This window comes from Rhizobium sp. K33 (genome assembly GCF_056501445.1).
Window position 1 is genome coordinate 835,613 of sequence record NZ_CP096478.1, and the last position, 16,356, is coordinate 851,968.

The following is a 16,356-nucleotide window of genomic DNA, read 5'->3' on the forward strand; positions in this document are numbered from 1 at the left end:
ACCGCATGCGCATTCTCGTCGTCGAAGACGATGTCAACCTGAACCGCCAGCTCGTCGAAGCCCTGCAGGAAGCAGGCTATGTGGTCGACAAGGCATTCGATGGCGAGGAAGGTCATTTCCTCGGCGACACAGAACCCTATGACGCCGTTATCCTCGATATTGGCCTGCCGGAAATGGACGGCATTACCGTTCTGGAGAAGTGGCGTGCGGCAAGCCGGGTCATGCCGGTCCTGATCCTGACGGCGCGTGACCGCTGGTCGGACAAGGTGGCCGGCATCGACGCCGGGGCCGACGACTATGTGACCAAGCCCTTCCATGTCGAGGAAGTGCTCGCCCGCATCCGGGCGCTGATCCGCCGCGCGGCGGGACATGCCTCCTCGGAAATCGTCTGCGGCCCCGTCCGGCTCGACACCAAGAGCTCCAAGGCGAGCGTCGAGGGCGTGACGCTGAAGCTCACCTCGCATGAATATCGCCTGCTCTCCTATCTCATGCATCACATGGGCGAGGTCGTCTCGCGCACCGAACTGGTCGAGCATCTCTACGACCAGGATTTTGACCGGGATTCCAATACGATCGAGGTCTTTGTCGGCCGTCTGCGCAAGAAGCTCGGCGTCGACATGATCGAGACCGTCCGCGGCCTGGGCTACCGCATCCAAGCGCCGGCGAAATGAAGATCCGCTCGCTCACCGCGCGCGTCCTGCTGCTTGCCACCCTCTGGTCGGCACTCGGTCTGGTGACGATCGCGGTGGCGATATCGGCCCTTTATCGCCAGGGCGTCGAACGCGGCTTCAACAATCTGCTGCGCGCCCAGCTCTACAATGTCGTCAATTCCGTTTCGATCGGGGACGGCGAGAGCCTGACCGGCTCTCCGGCGCTGGGCGATCTTCGCTTTTCCCAGCCTGCCACGGGGTGGTATTGGCTCGTCGAGCCGCTCGGCAATTATGCGACGGCGCCGCTCGCCTCTGCCTCGCTTGGGGTTGCCAATCTGGCGGTGCCCGATGTGGAGGTGACGCCCTTCGACCAGAATTACGAGCGCTTCTACGAAATGACCGACGAAGCCGGAAACGCGATCCGCGTCGCCGAGACCGAGGTCGTGCTCGATGACCAGGGACGGGCGGCGCGCTTCCGCGTCTCCGGCAATCTGCAGGTCATCGAGGACGAGATCGCCTTCTTCACCAGCAGGCTTTATGCCGCGCTTGCCGTCGTCGGCATCGGCGGCTTGATCGTCAATGGTCTCGCCATTCTCTACGGCCTGAAGCCGCTCGACCGGGCCCGTCGGGCGCTGGAGCGCATCCGCCGGGGCGAGGCCGAGAGGATCGAAGGGGACTTCCCGAGCGAAGTCCAGCCACTCGCCAACGAGATCAACGCGCTGATCGACAGCAACCGGCGCATCGTCGAGCGCGCCCGCATGCAGGTCGGCAATCTTGCGCATTCGCTGAAGACGCCGATTGCCGTTCTCGTCAACGAGGCCCGAACCCTCGAAAGGCAGCAGGCCGAGGTGATCTCCACCCAGGCCGAAGCCATGCAGGCGCAGGTGACGACCTATCTGAACCGCGCCCGCATCGCCGCCCAGCGCGACAGCGTTCTGGCGCGAACGGAAGCCCAGCCCGTGCTGGAGCGGCTTGTTAGGGTGATGCGCAAGCTGAACACGGAGGTTTCCTTCGAGCTCGACATGGCGCCGGATCTGACCTTCGCCATGGAGCAGCAGGATGTGGAGGAAGTGGTCGGCAATCTCCTGGAGAACGCCTCGCGCTTCGCCCGCTCCAGGGTGGTCACGCGCATGACGGTGACGACCCGCGATGACGACGTGACCGATGGCCGGCGGGGATGGATCGAAGTGCTGGTCGAGGACGACGGTCCCGGACTCGCGCCGGAGCAGATCGGCGAAGCGCTGAAACGCGGCCGCAGGCTCGACGAGAGCAAGCCGGGCACCGGCCTTGGCCTCTCCATCGTCAAGGAGATTTCCGGGGAATATCAAGGCGCCTTCGGACTTTCGCGGGCCGCGATCGGCGGTCTTCGCGCACAGTTGATCCTACCGGCTGTGACAAAGGACACTGCGTGATTGATTTTCCTGTGAAATTACATAGGTGTATAGGACCGGTTCCGGCGGGCTGACCTTCGTCTCCTCCGAATACGGGACATTCGCCTTCGGGCAGCAACGATCGACGGGATTTGGAACGGCCTGATGGGTGTGAAGCGCTTCGGAATTCTGACAGCCACCGTTCTGGTGTCTCTCGCGCTTGCGGGCTGCACGACCTCGGGCGGCGGACGCACTGTCGCTGCCAATTCCGCAGTCTATATCGCAGCCCTTCAGGGCGGCATCGTTGCCAGCACCGGCGTGAAGCTCTCTCGCAGCGAAACCCAGCGGGCGCTCGAAGCCGAATATCGCGCACTGGAAGCCGCCCCCGGCGGCCAGCCCGTCACCTGGGCCGGCGGCGATGTGCGCGGCGAGGTCGTCGCGGCCGCACCCTATCAGGTCGGTCAGCAGAATTGCCGCCAGTTCACCCACAAGGTGGTCAGCGGCGGTCGCGAACTGCAGGCGCGCGGCGCGGCCTGCCGCAACCCGAACGGCACCTGGACGCCGCTGAGCTGAGGCTAAGGCCCGATTTTTTTCGATAAAGCTGACATGTTGAGCTGTCACGCCCACTTGACTTAGGTCAAGGCTGGGCGGGTTATGACAGCTTAACGAATTCTTGCGGCCAAACGCCTCAACTTTGCGTCAAGGGAGGTTTGGCTGTTGGAATGCACCCGTCCTTGCCGTAATTGAGTTTCATGTTGTTCTGGATCATCTCCGCCCTGCTGACGGTCGTTGTTGCCGTCCTTTTGTTGTCCCCGCTGATGCGGGCTTCGGCCCGCGCGACGCGTTATGACGAAGGGGAGGCGGCCGTCTATCGCGATCAGCTGCGGGAGCTGGAACGGGACAAGGCCGAAGGTCTGATTTCGGCCGAGGATGCCGATTATGCCCGCGCCGAAATCGGCCGGCGCCTGCTTGCCATCGCGGGTCGCGAGAAGGCCGGTGAGGAGGGGGCCGAGGTCGCTGCCGAAGCGCCCGCGCCACGCCGCCGCTATACGCTGTCCCAGGCCTTCATCCTGCTCTGTCTTCCTGTCATCGGGCTCGCGGGCTATCTCGAAATCGGGAGCCCGGGAACGCCGGATGCGCCGCTTGAGGCGCGCATCGAAAATCCCGGCGAAGATGTCGATCTGCTCGTTGCCAAGGTCGAGCGGCATCTGGCGACCAGCCCGGACGACGGTACCGGCTGGAATGTGCTGGCGCCCGTCTATTTCCGCATCGGGCGCTATGCCGATGCCGAGCTCGCTTATAGAAACGCGATCCGTATTCTCGGACCTGATGCCGAGCGCATGAACGGACTGGGCGAGACACTTGTGCTGCGCAATGACGGGATCGTCACCGACGATGCCCAGATGGCCTTCCAGGCGGCGCTGAAGCTTGAGCCGAACAATCCGCGCGCCGATTTCTATCTGGCGCTGGCCCTCGAACAGTCCGGCCGCCGCGCCGAGGCGCTCGCCGCCTTCCAGGATATCGCCAAGGCCTCACCCCCGACAGCGCCCTGGATGCCGCTGGTCAACCAGCACATCGCAGCCAATAGCGCGGGGATGCCGCTCGCGAACCCGCCGGCTGAGACGGCCGCCGCCGGCACCACGCCGGCCAATCCCGCAGCACCCGGCAATCCCTCGGCAGAAGACATTGCCAATGCTCAAGCCATGTCGGAGGCCGATCGCGGCGAGATGATCCGTGGCATGGTGGCAAGCCTTGATGCGCGGCTGAAGGAAGATCCCAACAATTTCGAAGGCTGGATGCGGCTTGTCCGCTCCTATGCCATGCTGAAAGACAAGGAAAAGGCGGAAGCCGCGCTGCAGGATGGCCTGAAGGCCTTCCCGGCCGCAGGCGCCGAGGGCCAGCAATTGCTCGCGATGGCGAGGGAGCTTGGCCTTGATGTCGAGGAGGTGAGCCAGTGACTCGCAAACAGAAACGTCTGGCCGTGATTGCAGGCGGCATGGGCTTCATCCTGACCGCCGTGCTCCTGGTGATGTTCGCCTTCGGCCAGTCGATCGCCTATTTCTACGTGCCCAATGATCTCGCGCAATCCGATGTCCAGCCAGGCACCCGGATCCGCCTCGGCGGACTGGTCGAGGCAGGCTCCGTGGTGCGCGGCGAAGGCTCGACCGTGACCTTCACCGTGACCGACACGCTGAGCCAGCTGCCGGTGACCTATACCGGCATCCTGCCGGATCTCTTCCGCGAGGGGCAGGGCGTTGTGGCCGAGGGCCGTTTCGAGGGCATGGACAAGGTCTTCGTGGCCGATACCGTGCTCGCCAAGCATGACGAGACTTACATGCCAAAGGACGTGGCCGACCGTCTGAAGGCGCAAGGGGTGGAACTCAGCGGCAAGGAAGAGATCCAATGATCATCGAGCTTGGCCATTATGCCCTGGTGCTGGCGCTTGCGACCAGTCTGATCATCTCCGTCCTGCCGGTGATCGGCGCAAGGCGGGGCGACGCCGCGATGATGGCGGTGGGGACGACCGGCACCTATGCGCTCTTCCTGCTCGTCGCCTTTTCCTTCGCCGTGCTCACCTATGGCTATGTCGTCTCCGACTTCTCGGTCCAGAACGTCTACCAGAACTCCCACTCCTTGAAGCCGATGATCTACAAGATCTCCGGCGTCTGGGGGAACCATGAGGGTTCTATGCTGCTCTGGGTGCTGATCCTTGCCTTCTTCAGCGCCATGGTCGCCTTTTTCGGCACCAACCTGCCGGACCGGTTGCGGGCGAATGTTCTGGCCGTTCAGGCCTGGATCACGACGGCCTTCACGCTCTTCATTCTCCTGACCTCGAACCCCTTCATCCGTCTCTCGCCGATCCCGGCGGAGGGCCAGGATCTCAATCCGGTCCTTCAGGACATCGGTCTCGCGATCCATCCGCCGCTGCTCTATCTCGGCTATGTCGGCTTTTCCGTGTGCTTCTCCTTTGCGATTGCCGCCCTGATGGACGGCCGCATCGATGCGGCCTGGGCCCGCTGGGTGCGGCCCTGGACGCTGGCCGCCTGGGTGTTCCTCACCGCCGGCATCTCCATGGGCTCCTACTGGGCCTATTACGAGCTCGGCTGGGGTGGCTGGTGGTTCTGGGACCCGGTCGAAAACGCCTCCTTCATGCCCTGGCTTGCCGGCACGGCGCTGCTGCATTCGGCGCTTGTCATGGAAAAGCGCGATGCCCTCAAGATCTGGACCGTGCTGCTCGCGATCATCGCCTTTTCGCTGTCGCTGCTCGGCACCTTCCTGGTCCGCTCGGGCGTGCTGACCTCCGTACATGCCTTCGCGACCGACCCGACGCGCGGTGTCTTCATTCTCGGCATTCTCGTCATCTTCATCGGCGGGGCCTTCACACTCTTTGCGCTGCGCGCGCCGATGCTGAAGGCCGGTGGTCTTTTCCAGCCGATTTCGCGCGAGGGTGCGCTTGTCCTCAACAATCTGGTCCTCACCGTCTCGACCGCCTCTGTCCTGATCGGCACGCTCTACCCGCTGCTCCTGGAAACGCTGACGGGTGAGAAGATCTCGGTCGGTCCGCCCTTCTTCAACATCACCTTCGGATTGCTGATGATCCCCCTGCTGGTGGCGGTGCCTTTCGGGCCGTTCCTCGCCTGGAAGCGTGGCGATCTGCTGGGCGCGCTGCAGCGGCTTTATGTGGCAGCCGCACTCTCGCTCGTGCTGGGCCTTGGCCTCTGGTATGTACAAAATGGCGGTCCTGTCATGGCCGTTGCCGGCCTGGCGCTCGCCTTCTTCGTCATGGGCGGGGCGATTGCCGATCTCTGGTATCGCGCCGGTTTTGGCAAACATCCGCTCTCGACCGCCTGGAGCCGCTTCAACGGCCTGCCGCGCTCGGCCTTCGGCACGGCGCTGGCGCATTTCGGCCTCGGCGTGACCGTGCTCGGCGTCGTCGCCGTCACCACCTTCGAGACGGAAACCGTCGTGGAGATGAAGCCGGGAATGACGGCGGAGGCCGGAGGCTATGTCGTGACCTTCGACGGCATCCGCGCCGCGACCGGTCCGAACTACACCGAGGACCAGGGGCACTTCACCATCCGCGAAAGTGGCGTTGAAGTGGCAGACGTCTGGTCGTCGAAGCGGCTCTATACGGCGCGGCAGATGCCGACTACGGAAGCCGGCATTGTGACCTTCGGTTTGAGCCAGCTCTATGTGTCGCTGGGAGATCCGATGGCCGATGGCGGCATTGTCGTGCGCATCTGGTGGAAGCCGTGGATCCTCTGCATCTGGTACGGCACGCTTGTCATGATGGCGGGCGGGATCGTCTCGCTGTCGGATCGCCGACTGCGCGTCGGCGCGCCGAAGCGGGCCAGGGTGGCGGCAAAGCCGACCCTGGAGGCTGCGGAGTGAATAAGATGAAGAACCCCTCCCCAACCCCTCCCCACAAGGGGGAGGGGCTTTGGCGCCGCGTGCTGCCTTTGGCGGCGAAACCAGCGGCGTCCGCACCTATTCTCCCCCCTTGTGGGGGAGATGGCCGGCAGGCCAGAGGGGGAATTCGGGCCGCGTTTCTGATGCTGGTCCTTCTTTTCACCCCCATTCATGCCTTCGCCGTGAACCCCGACGAGGTGCTTGCCGATCCCGCGCTCGAACAGCGGGCGCGGGCGCTGTCGGCGGAATTGCGCTGCATGGTCTGCCAGAACCAGTCGATCGACGATTCGAACGCCGAGCTGGCCCGCGATCTTCGCATCGTGGTGCGCGAGCGGCTGGTGGATGGCGATACCGACGAGCAGGTGCTCGACTATGTCGTGTCGCGCTATGGGGAATTCGTGCTCTTGAAGCCGCGGCTCAGCGTCCGCACGATCGCGCTCTGGGGCGCGCCGGCAGCGCTCGCGATCATCGGGCTGATCGTGGCTGTGGTCTATACCCGCAGGCGCGCCGTGCAGCCTGTGGCAAAGCTTTCGCCGGAGGAAGAGGCGCGGTTGCGAAGAGTGCTGGACGCGGAGTGATGGCGCTAGTCTTGAGCGCTCATAGAGCCACGATGAAGCGATCCAGGTGCGTCAGGAAGGCGGCTTCCGTAGTCTCTCGCCTGATGATTCTTGTCATCTCCTCCCCGATGAGTTGGTTCGCCTCGATGGACGGAAGCACTATGTCGTAGCCATTGATGTTCAGGAACATCACGCCTGAAAGCCATGCGGTGCGCTTGTTTCCCTGTATTAAAGCGTGGGCGCGGCTAAGGGCTACGATAAGCCTGCAGGCGAGAACACTGACGTCGTCTTCGCTCTCGTACCTGAAAAAAGGTTTCGCGGGCTCATGACAGCGCTTTCGAGCGCGCCCGGATTAATCAGCAAGTGCTGCTCTCGGGTGATGATGACGGCGCCCTTGTTCAAGGCAATGACCTCGGACAGTTCGATCCATCCGGGTTCAGTCATCACTTGGCGAGCAGATCCATCAGGTGTTTGTGGCGTTCATGTTCAAGCCTGACGACGTCGTCACTTTTCGGTCTCGGCTTGCCGACGTGAGCGGGCTTCCGCGCAGGACGCTTCACCGGCGAAGATGTTGTGGCTTCCGACAGAGTTGTTTCTGTGCTTGGTTTGTCCATCACGTCACATCAACAGCAATATAGCCTCGGAAGAGTGTCTATTCCAGAGACGCTTCCAAGTCTCTGGAGAGGCTTGTATTTTCGGCAGAAATTCGCATTTGCAGTGAGTCCAGATATCCCCTTCAGGGCGTCTTGCAGACGGCGACCATCAAAGATTACGAAGAATTCATCTGCCGTACAGTTCGTCGTAACGTGACCCTCTCTATATCTCACCTCATCCACCGCTTCCCAACCGCCGGGTTGTCCGGCGGCTCCAGTCAGAAGAACAGATGAAGGTAGATTCCATGTCTGAACATAACGATCGCTCCCTCAAGACGATCCTGAAGACCTCCACCGCTGCCGGCCTTGCTGCCGTCATGCTGGTGACGGCCGCTCCCTTCGCCGCAGTTCCGGCGCTTGCTGCCCCCGTCGAAGTCGATGCACCGCAGGTTCCGAGCTTCGGCGACGTCGTCGAGGCCGTCCTCCCGGCCGTTGTATCCGTTCGCGTCCAGTCGAACGTCCAGCCGGCGTCCAGCGACGAAAGCAACTTCTCCTTCAATTTCGGTGGCCGCAGCTTCGAAGACCTGCCGGATGACCACCCGCTGAAGCGCTTCTTCCGCGAATTCGGTGGCCCGGGCATGGAAGGCCCGCGTGACCGTGGTCCGCGTGCGGAGCGTGGCCCCGGCCGCCTGCGTCCGACCGCCCAGGGCTCCGGCTTCTTCATCTCCGAAGACGGCTATATCGTCACCAACAACCACGTCATCGATGACGGCCAGGCCTTCACCATCGTGATGAACGACGGCAAGGAATATGACGCCAAGCTCGTCGGCAAGGACAGCCGCACCGACCTCGCGCTGCTGAAGGTCGACTCGCCCAATACCAAGTTCACCTATGTGAAGTTCGCCGACGACGAGAAGGTTCGCGTCGGTGACTGGGTCGTGGCCGTCGGCAACCCCTTCGGTCTCGGCGGTACGGTGACGGCCGGGATCATCTCGGCCCGCGGCCGCAACATCGGCTCCGGCCCTTACGACGACTACCTGCAGATCGATGCCGCTGTGAACCGCGGTAACTCCGGTGGCCCCGGCTTCAACCTGAACGGCGAAGTCGTCGGCATCAACACCGCGATCTTCTCGCCTTCGGGCGGCAACGTGGGTATCGCGTTTGCCATCCCGGCCTCGGTTGCGACCGACGTCATCGCCAAGCTCAAGGAAACCGGCACGGTTTCGCGCGGCTGGCTCGGCGTCCAGATCCAGCCGGTGACGGAAGACATCGCCGACAGCCTTGGTCTCGCAGAAGACTCTGGTGCGCTCGTCGTGGCACCGCAGGCAGGCTCTCCGGGTGAAGAGGCCGGCATCCGTCAGGGTGACGTCGTGACCGCCGTCAATGGCGATCCGGTCAAGGATCCGCGGGACCTCGCCCGCCGTATCGCAGCCTTTGCGCCGGACACCACGGTCGATGTGACCCTGTGGCGTGATGGCAAGGCGACTGAAGTGAAGGTCAAGCTCGGCGAACTGCCGGCCGACCAGGCTGCAAGCGCCGAAACCGAGAACAATGCCGCCCCGGCTCCGGAAGCCGAGCAGGAACTCTCGGGCCTTGGTCTCTCGGTTCGCCCCGCGGATGGTGGCAAGGGTCTCGCGATCGTCGACGTCGATCCCGAAAGCGAAGCCGCCGACAAGGGGCTGAAGTCCGGCGAGACGATCACCTCGGTGAACAACCAGGAAGTCTCGTCCACATCCGACGTCCAGAAGGTTCTGGACCAGGCGAAGAAGGACGGCCGCACCCGGGCGCTCTTCCAGGTCGAATCGGAAAACGGCAGCCGCTTCGTGGCTCTCCCGATCAGCCAGGGCTGATTGTGATCTGACAAGGGGCGCCGGCGGTCTTGGACCGGCGGCGCCCTTTGTCGTTTCTGGCGGTCGGTGACCGTCACAAGTCAGGAAAGGACGAAGCATGGGGATCGCGGAACACGGACAGCCGAAGTCCGGCGAAACCGGCTATACGGTGGCGGAAGCCGACGCTAATGTCGCCCGTATGAAGATACTTGTCATCGAAGACGACCTGGAAGCCGCAGCTTACATGACCAAGGCCTTCCGTGAGGCCGGAATTGTCGCCGATCACGCAAGCGATGGTGAAAGCGGCCTCTTCATGGGCACCGAAAACACCTATGACGTCATGGTGGTCGACCGCATGCTGCCGCGCCGGGATGGCATCTCCGTCATCAGCGAGCTGCGCAAGCGCGGTATCGACACGCCCGTCCTGATCCTCTCGGCACTCGGCCAGGTGGACGACCGCGTGACCGGCCTGCGCGCCGGCGGCGACGACTATCTGCCGAAGCCCTACGCCTTTTCCGAATTGCTCGCCCGCGTCGAGGTGCTTGGCCGCCGCAAGGGCAAGCCCGAACAGGACATGGTCTATCGTGTCGGCGATCTCGAGCTCGACCGGCTCTCCCACGAGGTGAAGCGCGCGGGCAAGGAAATCCTGCTGCAACCGCGTGAGTTCCGTCTGCTCGAATATCTGATGAAGAATGCCGGCCAGGTTGTGACGCGCACCATGCTGCTCGAAAACGTCTGGGATTATCACTTCGACCCGCAGACCAATGTCATCGACGTGCATGTCTCGCGGCTGCGGTCGAAGATCGAGAAGGATTTCGACCGGCCGCTTCTGAAGACCGTGCGTGGCGCAGGCTACATGATCAAGGACGAAGGCTGACATGCGGCTGAAGTCCCGTCTCGGGGTGCTGGCCAAGTCCACGGCCGTCCGGCTCTCCGCTCTCTACATCCTGCTATTCGCGCTGTGCGCGGCCTTCCTCGTATTCTACGTCACCGGTCTCGCCGAGCGTATCCTGAGCAACCAGACGCGCGAGTCGCTGAAGCAGGAGGTGACCGAGATCCAGGGCGCCTTCGAGCGCGGCGGGATCAACCAGCTGCTGCGCACCATGGAGCGCCGTGCCCGCCAGCCGGGGGCCAACCTCTATGTGATCGCAAGCCCGAATGGTGAGATCCTCGCAGGCAATGTCGCCTCCCTGCAGCCCGGCGTCTTCGATGAGGAGGGCTGGACCAATTTCCCCTTCCGCTACCAGCGTTATACCGACAGCGGCGGCGTCAAGCGTCACCTGGCCACTGGCCATGTCTTCGTTCTGGAGAACGGGATCCGCGTGCTTGTCGGCCGTGACCTCGGTGAGCCAGGCAAACTGCGACAACTGGTGCGCCAGGCCCTGATGGTGGCGCTGCTGATCATGGGTGTCGGCGCCGTGGTCATCTGGTTTGCCATCGGCCGCAATGCCTTGAAGCGCATCGACCGCGTCTCGGCCGCCAGCCAGAAGATCATTTCCGGCGACCTTTCGCAGCGACTGCCGGTCTCCGGCTCGGGTGACGAATTCGATCGCCTCTCGTCTTCACTGAACGGCATGCTGGGGCGGATCGAGCAGTTGAACGAGGGCCTGAAACAGGTCTCCGACAACATCGCCCACGACCTCAAGACGCCGCTGACGCGTCTGCGCAACAAGGCCGCCGATGCGCTGAACGAAGACGATGCGCTGGCGAAGAGGGCAGCGCTCGAGACCATCATCGCCGAATCCGACCAGCTGATCCGCACCTTCAACGCGCTTCTGATGATCTCCCGCGTCGAAGCCGGTTCGATTGCCGCCGAACTCTCGGAGATCGATGTTTCCGCGATCGCCGCCGACAGCGCCGAACTCTACGAGCCGGTGGCGGAAGAGGCAGGGCAGGTGATGATCTGCGAGATTGCGCCGGGCCTCTCGGTCCGCGGCAATCGCGAACTGGTGGGACAGGCGATCTCCAACCTGATCGACAACGCCATCAAATATGGCAGCCAGGGCGAGACCGGCTCCGAGATCCGGGTGCGAGTATCCAGCGGCCCGCAAGGCGTCGAGATCGCGGTCTCCGACCAGGGCCCTGGCGTGCCGGAGGACAAGCGCGCCGAGGTGGTGAAGCGCTTCGTTCGTCTCGACAAGAGCCGCTCGAAGCCTGGTACGGGCCTCGGCCTGTCACTGGTCGAAGCGATCATGGCGCTGCATGGCGGACGGTTGGTTCTGTCCGATACGCGATCGGATCCGGACAACCCCGGTCTGACGGTGACCATGGTGTTCCCAGGCATGAAGCCTTGAGCGGAACCACGCTCATTCGGCGGCATGCGTTCTCATCGCAGATCTTTGGTGTAACCTGACCCGGTTTGAGATTCGCAAGAAATCTCGACCGGGAGAGGAGACACTGATGGGGAACGGCAGGACGAGCAGATTGTCCGAGGTGGCCGACGGCGTGATCCGTCCGCTGAACCAGACGGAGCTGAAGGCGGCAACCGCGCTCCTCAAGGACCTCGTCAAGCAGGAGCCGGGCCTTGCGGACCATCTGGCTGCCGATGGGCCGCTGCGCAGCTTCATTCTATCAGCGTTCACGCTCTCACCCTATCTGCGCGACATTGCCAATCTGAAGCCCTCACTTCTGCTGGACGCCGTGGCCTTGCCGCTGGAGCCGCAGATCCTCGATGCGGTCGAAGATGCCCGCCGGGCCTGGATGCCGGATGAAGCCGGTGCCGTGCCCGGGGAGGCCGAGGTGATGACCCGGCTGAGACACGCCAAGCGCAAGGTGGCCTTTCTGACGGCACTTGCCGATCTCGCCCGCGTCTTCATGGCGCGCGACACGACGGCCTGGCTGACGGCGGTTGCCGACGCGGCGGTGGCGGCCGCAATCGATCATCTGCTGCTCGCCGGCCACGAGAGCGGCAAGCTGACGCTGAAGAACCGCGAGAACCCGGCAGAAGGCAGCGGACTCGTCGTCCTCGGCATGGGCAAACACGGCGCCCGCGAGCTCAATTACTCCTCCGATATCGACCTCGTCATCTTCTACGACCCCGACACCGGCATCCTGAAGGAGCCGGACGATGCCATGGAAACCTATGGCCGCATGATGCGCCGTCTGGTGCGCATCCTGCAGGAGCGGACGGCCGATGGCTATGTCTTCCGCACCGACCTGCGTCTCAGACCCGATCCAGGCTCGACGCCGCTCGCGGTACCAGTCGAGGCGGCACTGATCTATTATGAGGGTAGAGGGCAGAACTGGGAGCGCGCCGCCTTCATCAAGGCGCGGCCGGTGGCCGGCGACCTGAAGGCAGGCGAGGGCTTTCTGCGCGAACTCGTGCCCTTCGTCTTCCGCAAATATCTCGACTATGCGGCGATTGCCGACATCCATTCGATCAAGCGCCAGATCCATGCGCACAAGGGCCATGGCGCCATTGCGGTGAAGGGCCATAACGTGAAGCTCGGCCGCGGCGGCATCCGCGAGATCGAGTTCTTCGCCCAGACGCAGCAGCTGATCGCCGGTGGCCGCATGCCGGACCTGCGCTGCCGTCCGACGGAGGAGGCGCTGAAGGCGCTGGCCGCGGCGCGGTGGATCGACGAGCAGACGGCCGATGAGCTGATCGATTGCTACTGGTTCCTGCGCGATATCGAGCACCGTATCCAGATGGTGCATGACGAGCAGACCCATGTGTTGCCTGAAACAGAGGCAGAGCTGAAGCGCATCGCCTTCATGCTGGGCTTCATCGACACGACGGCCTTCTCCCGTGCGCTTGAGACAACGCTGCGAACGGTGGAGAGACGATATGCCCGCCTCTTCGAGAAGGAAGAGGGCCTGTCGAGCGCCACGGGCAATCTCGTCTTCACCGGTCAGCAGGACGATCCGGATACGCTAAAGACGCTGAAGGCTCTCGGCTTCGAGCGGCCCGAAGCGATCTCTGGCGTGATCCGCACCTGGCATTATGGCCGCTACCGCGCCACCCAATCCGTCGAGGCGCGCGAGCGGCTGACGGCGATGACGCCGGATCTCTTGAAGGCCTTCGGCGAGAGCCGGCGGGCCGACGACGCGCTGCTGCGCTTCGACAACTTTCTCTCAGGACTGCCGGCGGGCATCCAGCTCTTTTCGCTGCTCGGCAACAATCCCGCCCTTCTCGACCTGATGGTCAACATCATGGCGGCCGCCCCACGGCTTGCCGAGATCATCGCCGAACGTCCGCATGTCTTCGACGGCATGCTGGACCCGAGCCTGCTGGTCGAGCTTCCCACGCGTGACTATCTCGGCAAGCGGCTGAAAAGTTTCCTGTCCAGCGCAAGACATTACGAGGAAATCCTCGACCGTCTGCGCATCTTTGCCGCCGAACAGCGCTTCCTGATCGGCATTCGCCTACTGACCGGTTCGATCGGCGGCGCCCAGGCGGGACATGCCTTCACCGATCTCGCCGGCCTCGTCATCGACGAGGCGCTGAAAGCGGTGATCGCCGAAATGGAAGCGGCCCATGGCAGGATCCCCGGCGGCCGCGTGGCGCTGGCCGGCATGGGCAAGCTCGGCTCCTACGAGCTGACGGCAGGGTCGGATGTCGACCTCATCCTGCTTTACGAGCATGACGACGACGCGTCGGAATCCGATGGCACAAAGCCGCTCGATCCCGTGCGCTATTTCACCCGGCTTACCCAGCGACTGATGGCGGCCCTTTCGGCGCCGACGGCCGAAGGCGTGCTCTACGAAGTCGACATGCGGCTTCGCCCCTCCGGCAACAAGGGACCGGTGGCCACCCGGCTGCGCTCGTTTGCCCGCTATCAGCGTGAGGAGGCCTGGACCTGGGAGCATATGGCGCTCTCAAGAGCGCGCATGATTTCAGGTGATCAAAGCCTGATCGAAGAGGCCGAGCGCATCATCGAAGAGGTGCTGGCTGCCCCGCGGGATCAGGCGAAGACTGTCAAGGACGTGGCCGAGATGCGCGCGCTGATCGAAAAGGAGAAGCCGCCGAAGGACATCTGGGACCTGAAGCTCATCCCCGGCGGCCTGATCGACATTGAATTCATCGCGCAGTATCTCGCCCTTATCGCCCCCGGCAAGGGGCATCGGGTCCGCACGAACGAGCTCTCCACCGCCGATGCGCTGAAGGCACTGGGCGCGCTCATCGATCCGAACGACCTCGACACCTGCCTGATAGCGCTGAAGCTTTACACCGATCTCTCGCAGGTCATCCGCCTTTGCATCGACGGTCCCTTCGAGCCGGGCAATGTCCCGGCAGGTCTGACCGACCGGGTGGCGCGCGCCGCCGAAAGCCCTGATTTGAAAACCGCTGAGGCCGAGGTGAAGCGGCTGTCGAAGGCGGTGCGCAAGGTGTTTTCAAGGGTGATGGCGCGGTCTTGAGGGACGCAGCTGCCGGCAAGGTCAGGCCGGGCGGTTGGCGATCAATCTCAAGGGCTTCATCGCAAAACCGACCAGCAGGTTGAAGGTCGGGCGGTCGAGGAGGAAGACCAGGAGCGCCACGATCGGCCAGACGGCGCAGGCGAGGATGAAGGCGGTGAGCCAGTCGTCGACGGTCAGATGCGCCAAGGTTGCCGCGGCAAGCAGCGCGAAGGGCAGGGCAAGCGGTCCGGCGACGCGTCGCAGGATGCCGCTCAGCGTCAGGTGACCGCCGAAATCGAAGAGCGAGCGCAGGGCTGCCGCGCAGGCCGCGCCGACAATGCCGAACTGCATGGTGAGCAGCACGAGCACGCCGGCGAAGGGCAAGAGCAGCCCCAGATGCAGCTTGGCGATGAGGTCAGGCCGGTGCTGGCTGTGGATCAGCCAATAGGGCGCAAAGATCAGCGAATTGAGCCAGATCGAGGTGACGAGGATCGTCGCGGGCAGACGCGCCCGCTCGGCAAAGGCCTCGCCGAGCCAGAGCGTCAAGAGCGGATCCATCAGCAGGATCGTCGAGGCGCAGATGCCGCCATAGAGCAGGGCGGTGACGATCAGCACGCGCGCGGTCAGGGCCTTCGCCTCTTCCGATTCCGAACTCGCAAGCCGCGGGAAGATGGCCCGGGAAATGGCACCGGGAATGATCTGGCTGCGCGAGATGAGGTTCAGCGGCACTGCATAATAGGTCACGGCGGCCACACCGAAGAAGCGGCCGATCATCAACTGGTCGAGCGAGCCGAGGATCGGCGTGAGCACCGAGGAAATCGTGACCCAGCCGCCATAGGAGAGAAGCCGGCGGGCCCGGTCCCGGTCGAAATCGCGGAAACGCAGCGGCCCTTCGATGTGGTTGATGGCGATGAAGATCGCGAGCATCAAGAGCACGCGGGCGAGCACGGCACCTGGAATGACCGTGCCCAGATCCGGAGAGACGAAGACGGCAAAGGCGAGCGGCAGGATCTGGGCGAAGATCGCGCCGGAGACCTGCAGCACATTGGCGAGCGCGAAATTCTCCCGCGCCTCGATCGCGTCGATCCCGGCGCCGTTCAGGATGACGAGCGGCAGAAGGAGTGCGATCCACGGCATGGCCGCCTTGACCTCGCCTTCGATCTCGGCAGGCACCTGCACCACGCCGCCGACGATATAGGAGCCTAGCAGATAAAGCAGGAATGCGCCGAAACAGGTCATCGACGCGTTGATGGTGAAGGAGGTGACGATGACCCGCGCGCGTTCTCGCTGATCGGAACGGTCGAGGCGGGCGAGCGCATTGATCGTGGCGGGCGCCAGACCAAGCTCGAGAAAGCCGAGATAGGCGATCATCACCCAGATCAGCGAAATCACGCCGTAGCGGGCATCGCCGACATAATCGATGTAGACGGGAACCGTCAGGATCATCACCGGAATCGGCAAGAGGGCGCCGATCAGGTTGATGATGAAATTGACGTAAAGCCGATTGCGCGGCTTGCCTTCGCTGGCCATTGCGGTCCCTGTCTGTCCCTCCGGTTTCCACCGGATTGTCCCGACCCTGTCATGGACCGGGGACCCTTACGGATGGGTAA

The 16,356-nt window shown here is 63.5% G+C and carries 12 protein-coding genes and 1 pseudogene; 11 read left to right on the forward strand and 2 right to left on the reverse strand.

What is annotated here, in order from left to right; all coding sequences use genetic code 11:
- The first annotated feature begins 5 nt into the window (after positions 1-5).
- The 7 genes from M1E12_RS04165 (at position 6) to M1E12_RS04195 (ending at position 7,008) form a co-directional block, all read left to right on the forward strand.
- A complete protein-coding gene (locus M1E12_RS04165; protein ID WP_113465527.1) occupies positions 6-671 on the forward strand; it encodes a response regulator transcription factor in 666 nt (221 codons plus the stop codon).
- Positions 668-2,062: an ATP-binding protein gene (locus tag M1E12_RS04170; RefSeq protein ID WP_479563844.1), complete on the forward strand. Its 1,395-nt coding sequence runs from the start codon at positions 668-670 to the stop codon at positions 2,060-2,062. The genes M1E12_RS04165 and M1E12_RS04170 overlap by 4 nt, the downstream gene beginning before the upstream one ends.
- 123 nt (positions 2,063-2,185) lie before the next feature.
- Complete coding sequence (locus M1E12_RS04175) at positions 2,186-2,593, forward strand: hypothetical protein (RefSeq protein WP_479563845.1); 408 nt, start codon at positions 2,186-2,188, stop codon at positions 2,591-2,593.
- Between the two features lie 179 nt (positions 2,594-2,772).
- A complete protein-coding gene (ccmI, locus tag M1E12_RS04180; RefSeq protein WP_479563846.1) occupies positions 2,773-3,978 on the forward strand; it encodes a c-type cytochrome biogenesis protein CcmI in 1,206 nt (401 codons plus the stop codon).
- Positions 3,975-4,427, forward strand: a complete 453-nt coding sequence (gene ccmE, locus M1E12_RS04185) for a cytochrome c maturation protein CcmE (protein ID WP_136538617.1) — start codon at positions 3,975-3,977, stop codon at positions 4,425-4,427. The genes ccmI and ccmE overlap by 4 nt, the downstream gene beginning before the upstream one ends.
- Entirely contained in the window at positions 4,424-6,412 is a 1,989-nt protein-coding gene (locus tag M1E12_RS04190; RefSeq protein WP_479563847.1) for a heme lyase CcmF/NrfE family subunit, read from the forward strand. The genes ccmE and M1E12_RS04190 overlap by 4 nt, the downstream gene beginning before the upstream one ends.
- A gap of 161 nt (positions 6,413-6,573) precedes the next feature.
- Positions 6,574-7,008, forward strand: coding sequence for a cytochrome c-type biogenesis protein (locus M1E12_RS04195; RefSeq protein ID WP_479563848.1), 435 nt, complete (start codon positions 6,574-6,576; stop codon positions 7,006-7,008).
- A gap of 19 nt (positions 7,009-7,027) precedes the next feature.
- On the opposite strand, the pseudogene M1E12_RS04200 reads toward M1E12_RS04195, so the two are convergent.
- Positions 7,028-7,273, reverse strand: a pseudogene (locus tag M1E12_RS04200) (hypothetical protein); the annotation flags it as partial.
- A 612-nt stretch (positions 7,274-7,885) separates the two neighbouring features.
- Here M1E12_RS04200 and M1E12_RS04205 point away from each other — a divergent pair.
- The 4 genes from M1E12_RS04205 (at position 7,886) to M1E12_RS04220 (ending at position 14,767) form a co-directional block, all read left to right on the forward strand.
- On the forward strand, positions 7,886-9,430 hold the full coding sequence (locus M1E12_RS04205) for a Do family serine endopeptidase (RefSeq protein ID WP_479563849.1): 1,545 nt from the start codon (positions 7,886-7,888) through the stop codon (positions 9,428-9,430).
- Positions 9,431-9,527: 97 nt separating this feature from the next.
- On the forward strand, positions 9,528-10,286 hold the full coding sequence (locus M1E12_RS04210; protein ID WP_310237394.1) for a response regulator transcription factor: 759 nt from the start codon (positions 9,528-9,530) through the stop codon (positions 10,284-10,286).
- 1 nt (position 10,287) lies between these two features.
- Positions 10,288-11,703, forward strand: a complete 1,416-nt coding sequence (locus M1E12_RS04215; protein WP_479563850.1) for a sensor histidine kinase — start codon at positions 10,288-10,290, stop codon at positions 11,701-11,703.
- A gap of 106 nt (positions 11,704-11,809) precedes the next feature.
- Positions 11,810-14,767, forward strand: a complete 2,958-nt coding sequence (locus M1E12_RS04220; RefSeq protein WP_479563851.1) for a bifunctional [glutamine synthetase] adenylyltransferase/[glutamine synthetase]-adenylyl-L-tyrosine phosphorylase — start codon at positions 11,810-11,812, stop codon at positions 14,765-14,767.
- A gap of 21 nt (positions 14,768-14,788) precedes the next feature.
- Here M1E12_RS04220 and M1E12_RS04225 read toward each other — a convergent pair whose 3' ends face one another.
- Positions 14,789-16,276, reverse strand: coding sequence for an oligosaccharide flippase family protein (locus M1E12_RS04225; protein WP_479563852.1), 1,488 nt, complete (start codon positions 16,274-16,276; stop codon positions 14,789-14,791).
- Positions 16,277-16,356 lie beyond the last annotated feature (80 nt).

Coding starts and splice junctions, on each gene's coding strand:
- M1E12_RS04165 (WP_113465527.1), top strand. CDS start 6: ATGCGCATTCTCGTCGTCGAAGACGATGTCAACCTGAACCGCCAGCTC.
- M1E12_RS04170 (WP_479563844.1), top strand. CDS start 668: ATGAAGATCCGCTCGCTCACCGCGCGCGTCCTGCTGCTTGCCACCCTC.
- M1E12_RS04175 (WP_479563845.1), top strand. CDS start 2,186: ATGGGTGTGAAGCGCTTCGGAATTCTGACAGCCACCGTTCTGGTGTCT.
- ccmI (WP_479563846.1), top strand. CDS start 2,773: ATGTTGTTCTGGATCATCTCCGCCCTGCTGACGGTCGTTGTTGCCGTC.
- M1E12_RS04190 (WP_479563847.1), top strand. CDS start 4,424: ATGATCATCGAGCTTGGCCATTATGCCCTGGTGCTGGCGCTTGCGACC.
- M1E12_RS04195 (WP_479563848.1), top strand. CDS start 6,574: ATGCTGGTCCTTCTTTTCACCCCCATTCATGCCTTCGCCGTGAACCCC.
- M1E12_RS04205 (WP_479563849.1), top strand. CDS start 7,886: ATGTCTGAACATAACGATCGCTCCCTCAAGACGATCCTGAAGACCTCC.
- M1E12_RS04210 (WP_310237394.1), top strand. CDS start 9,528: ATGGGGATCGCGGAACACGGACAGCCGAAGTCCGGCGAAACCGGCTAT.
- M1E12_RS04215 (WP_479563850.1), top strand. CDS start 10,288: ATGCGGCTGAAGTCCCGTCTCGGGGTGCTGGCCAAGTCCACGGCCGTC.
- M1E12_RS04220 (WP_479563851.1), top strand. CDS start 11,810: ATGGGGAACGGCAGGACGAGCAGATTGTCCGAGGTGGCCGACGGCGTG.
- M1E12_RS04225 (WP_479563852.1), bottom strand. CDS start 16,276: ATGGCCAGCGAAGGCAAGCCGCGCAATCGGCTTTACGTCAATTTCATC.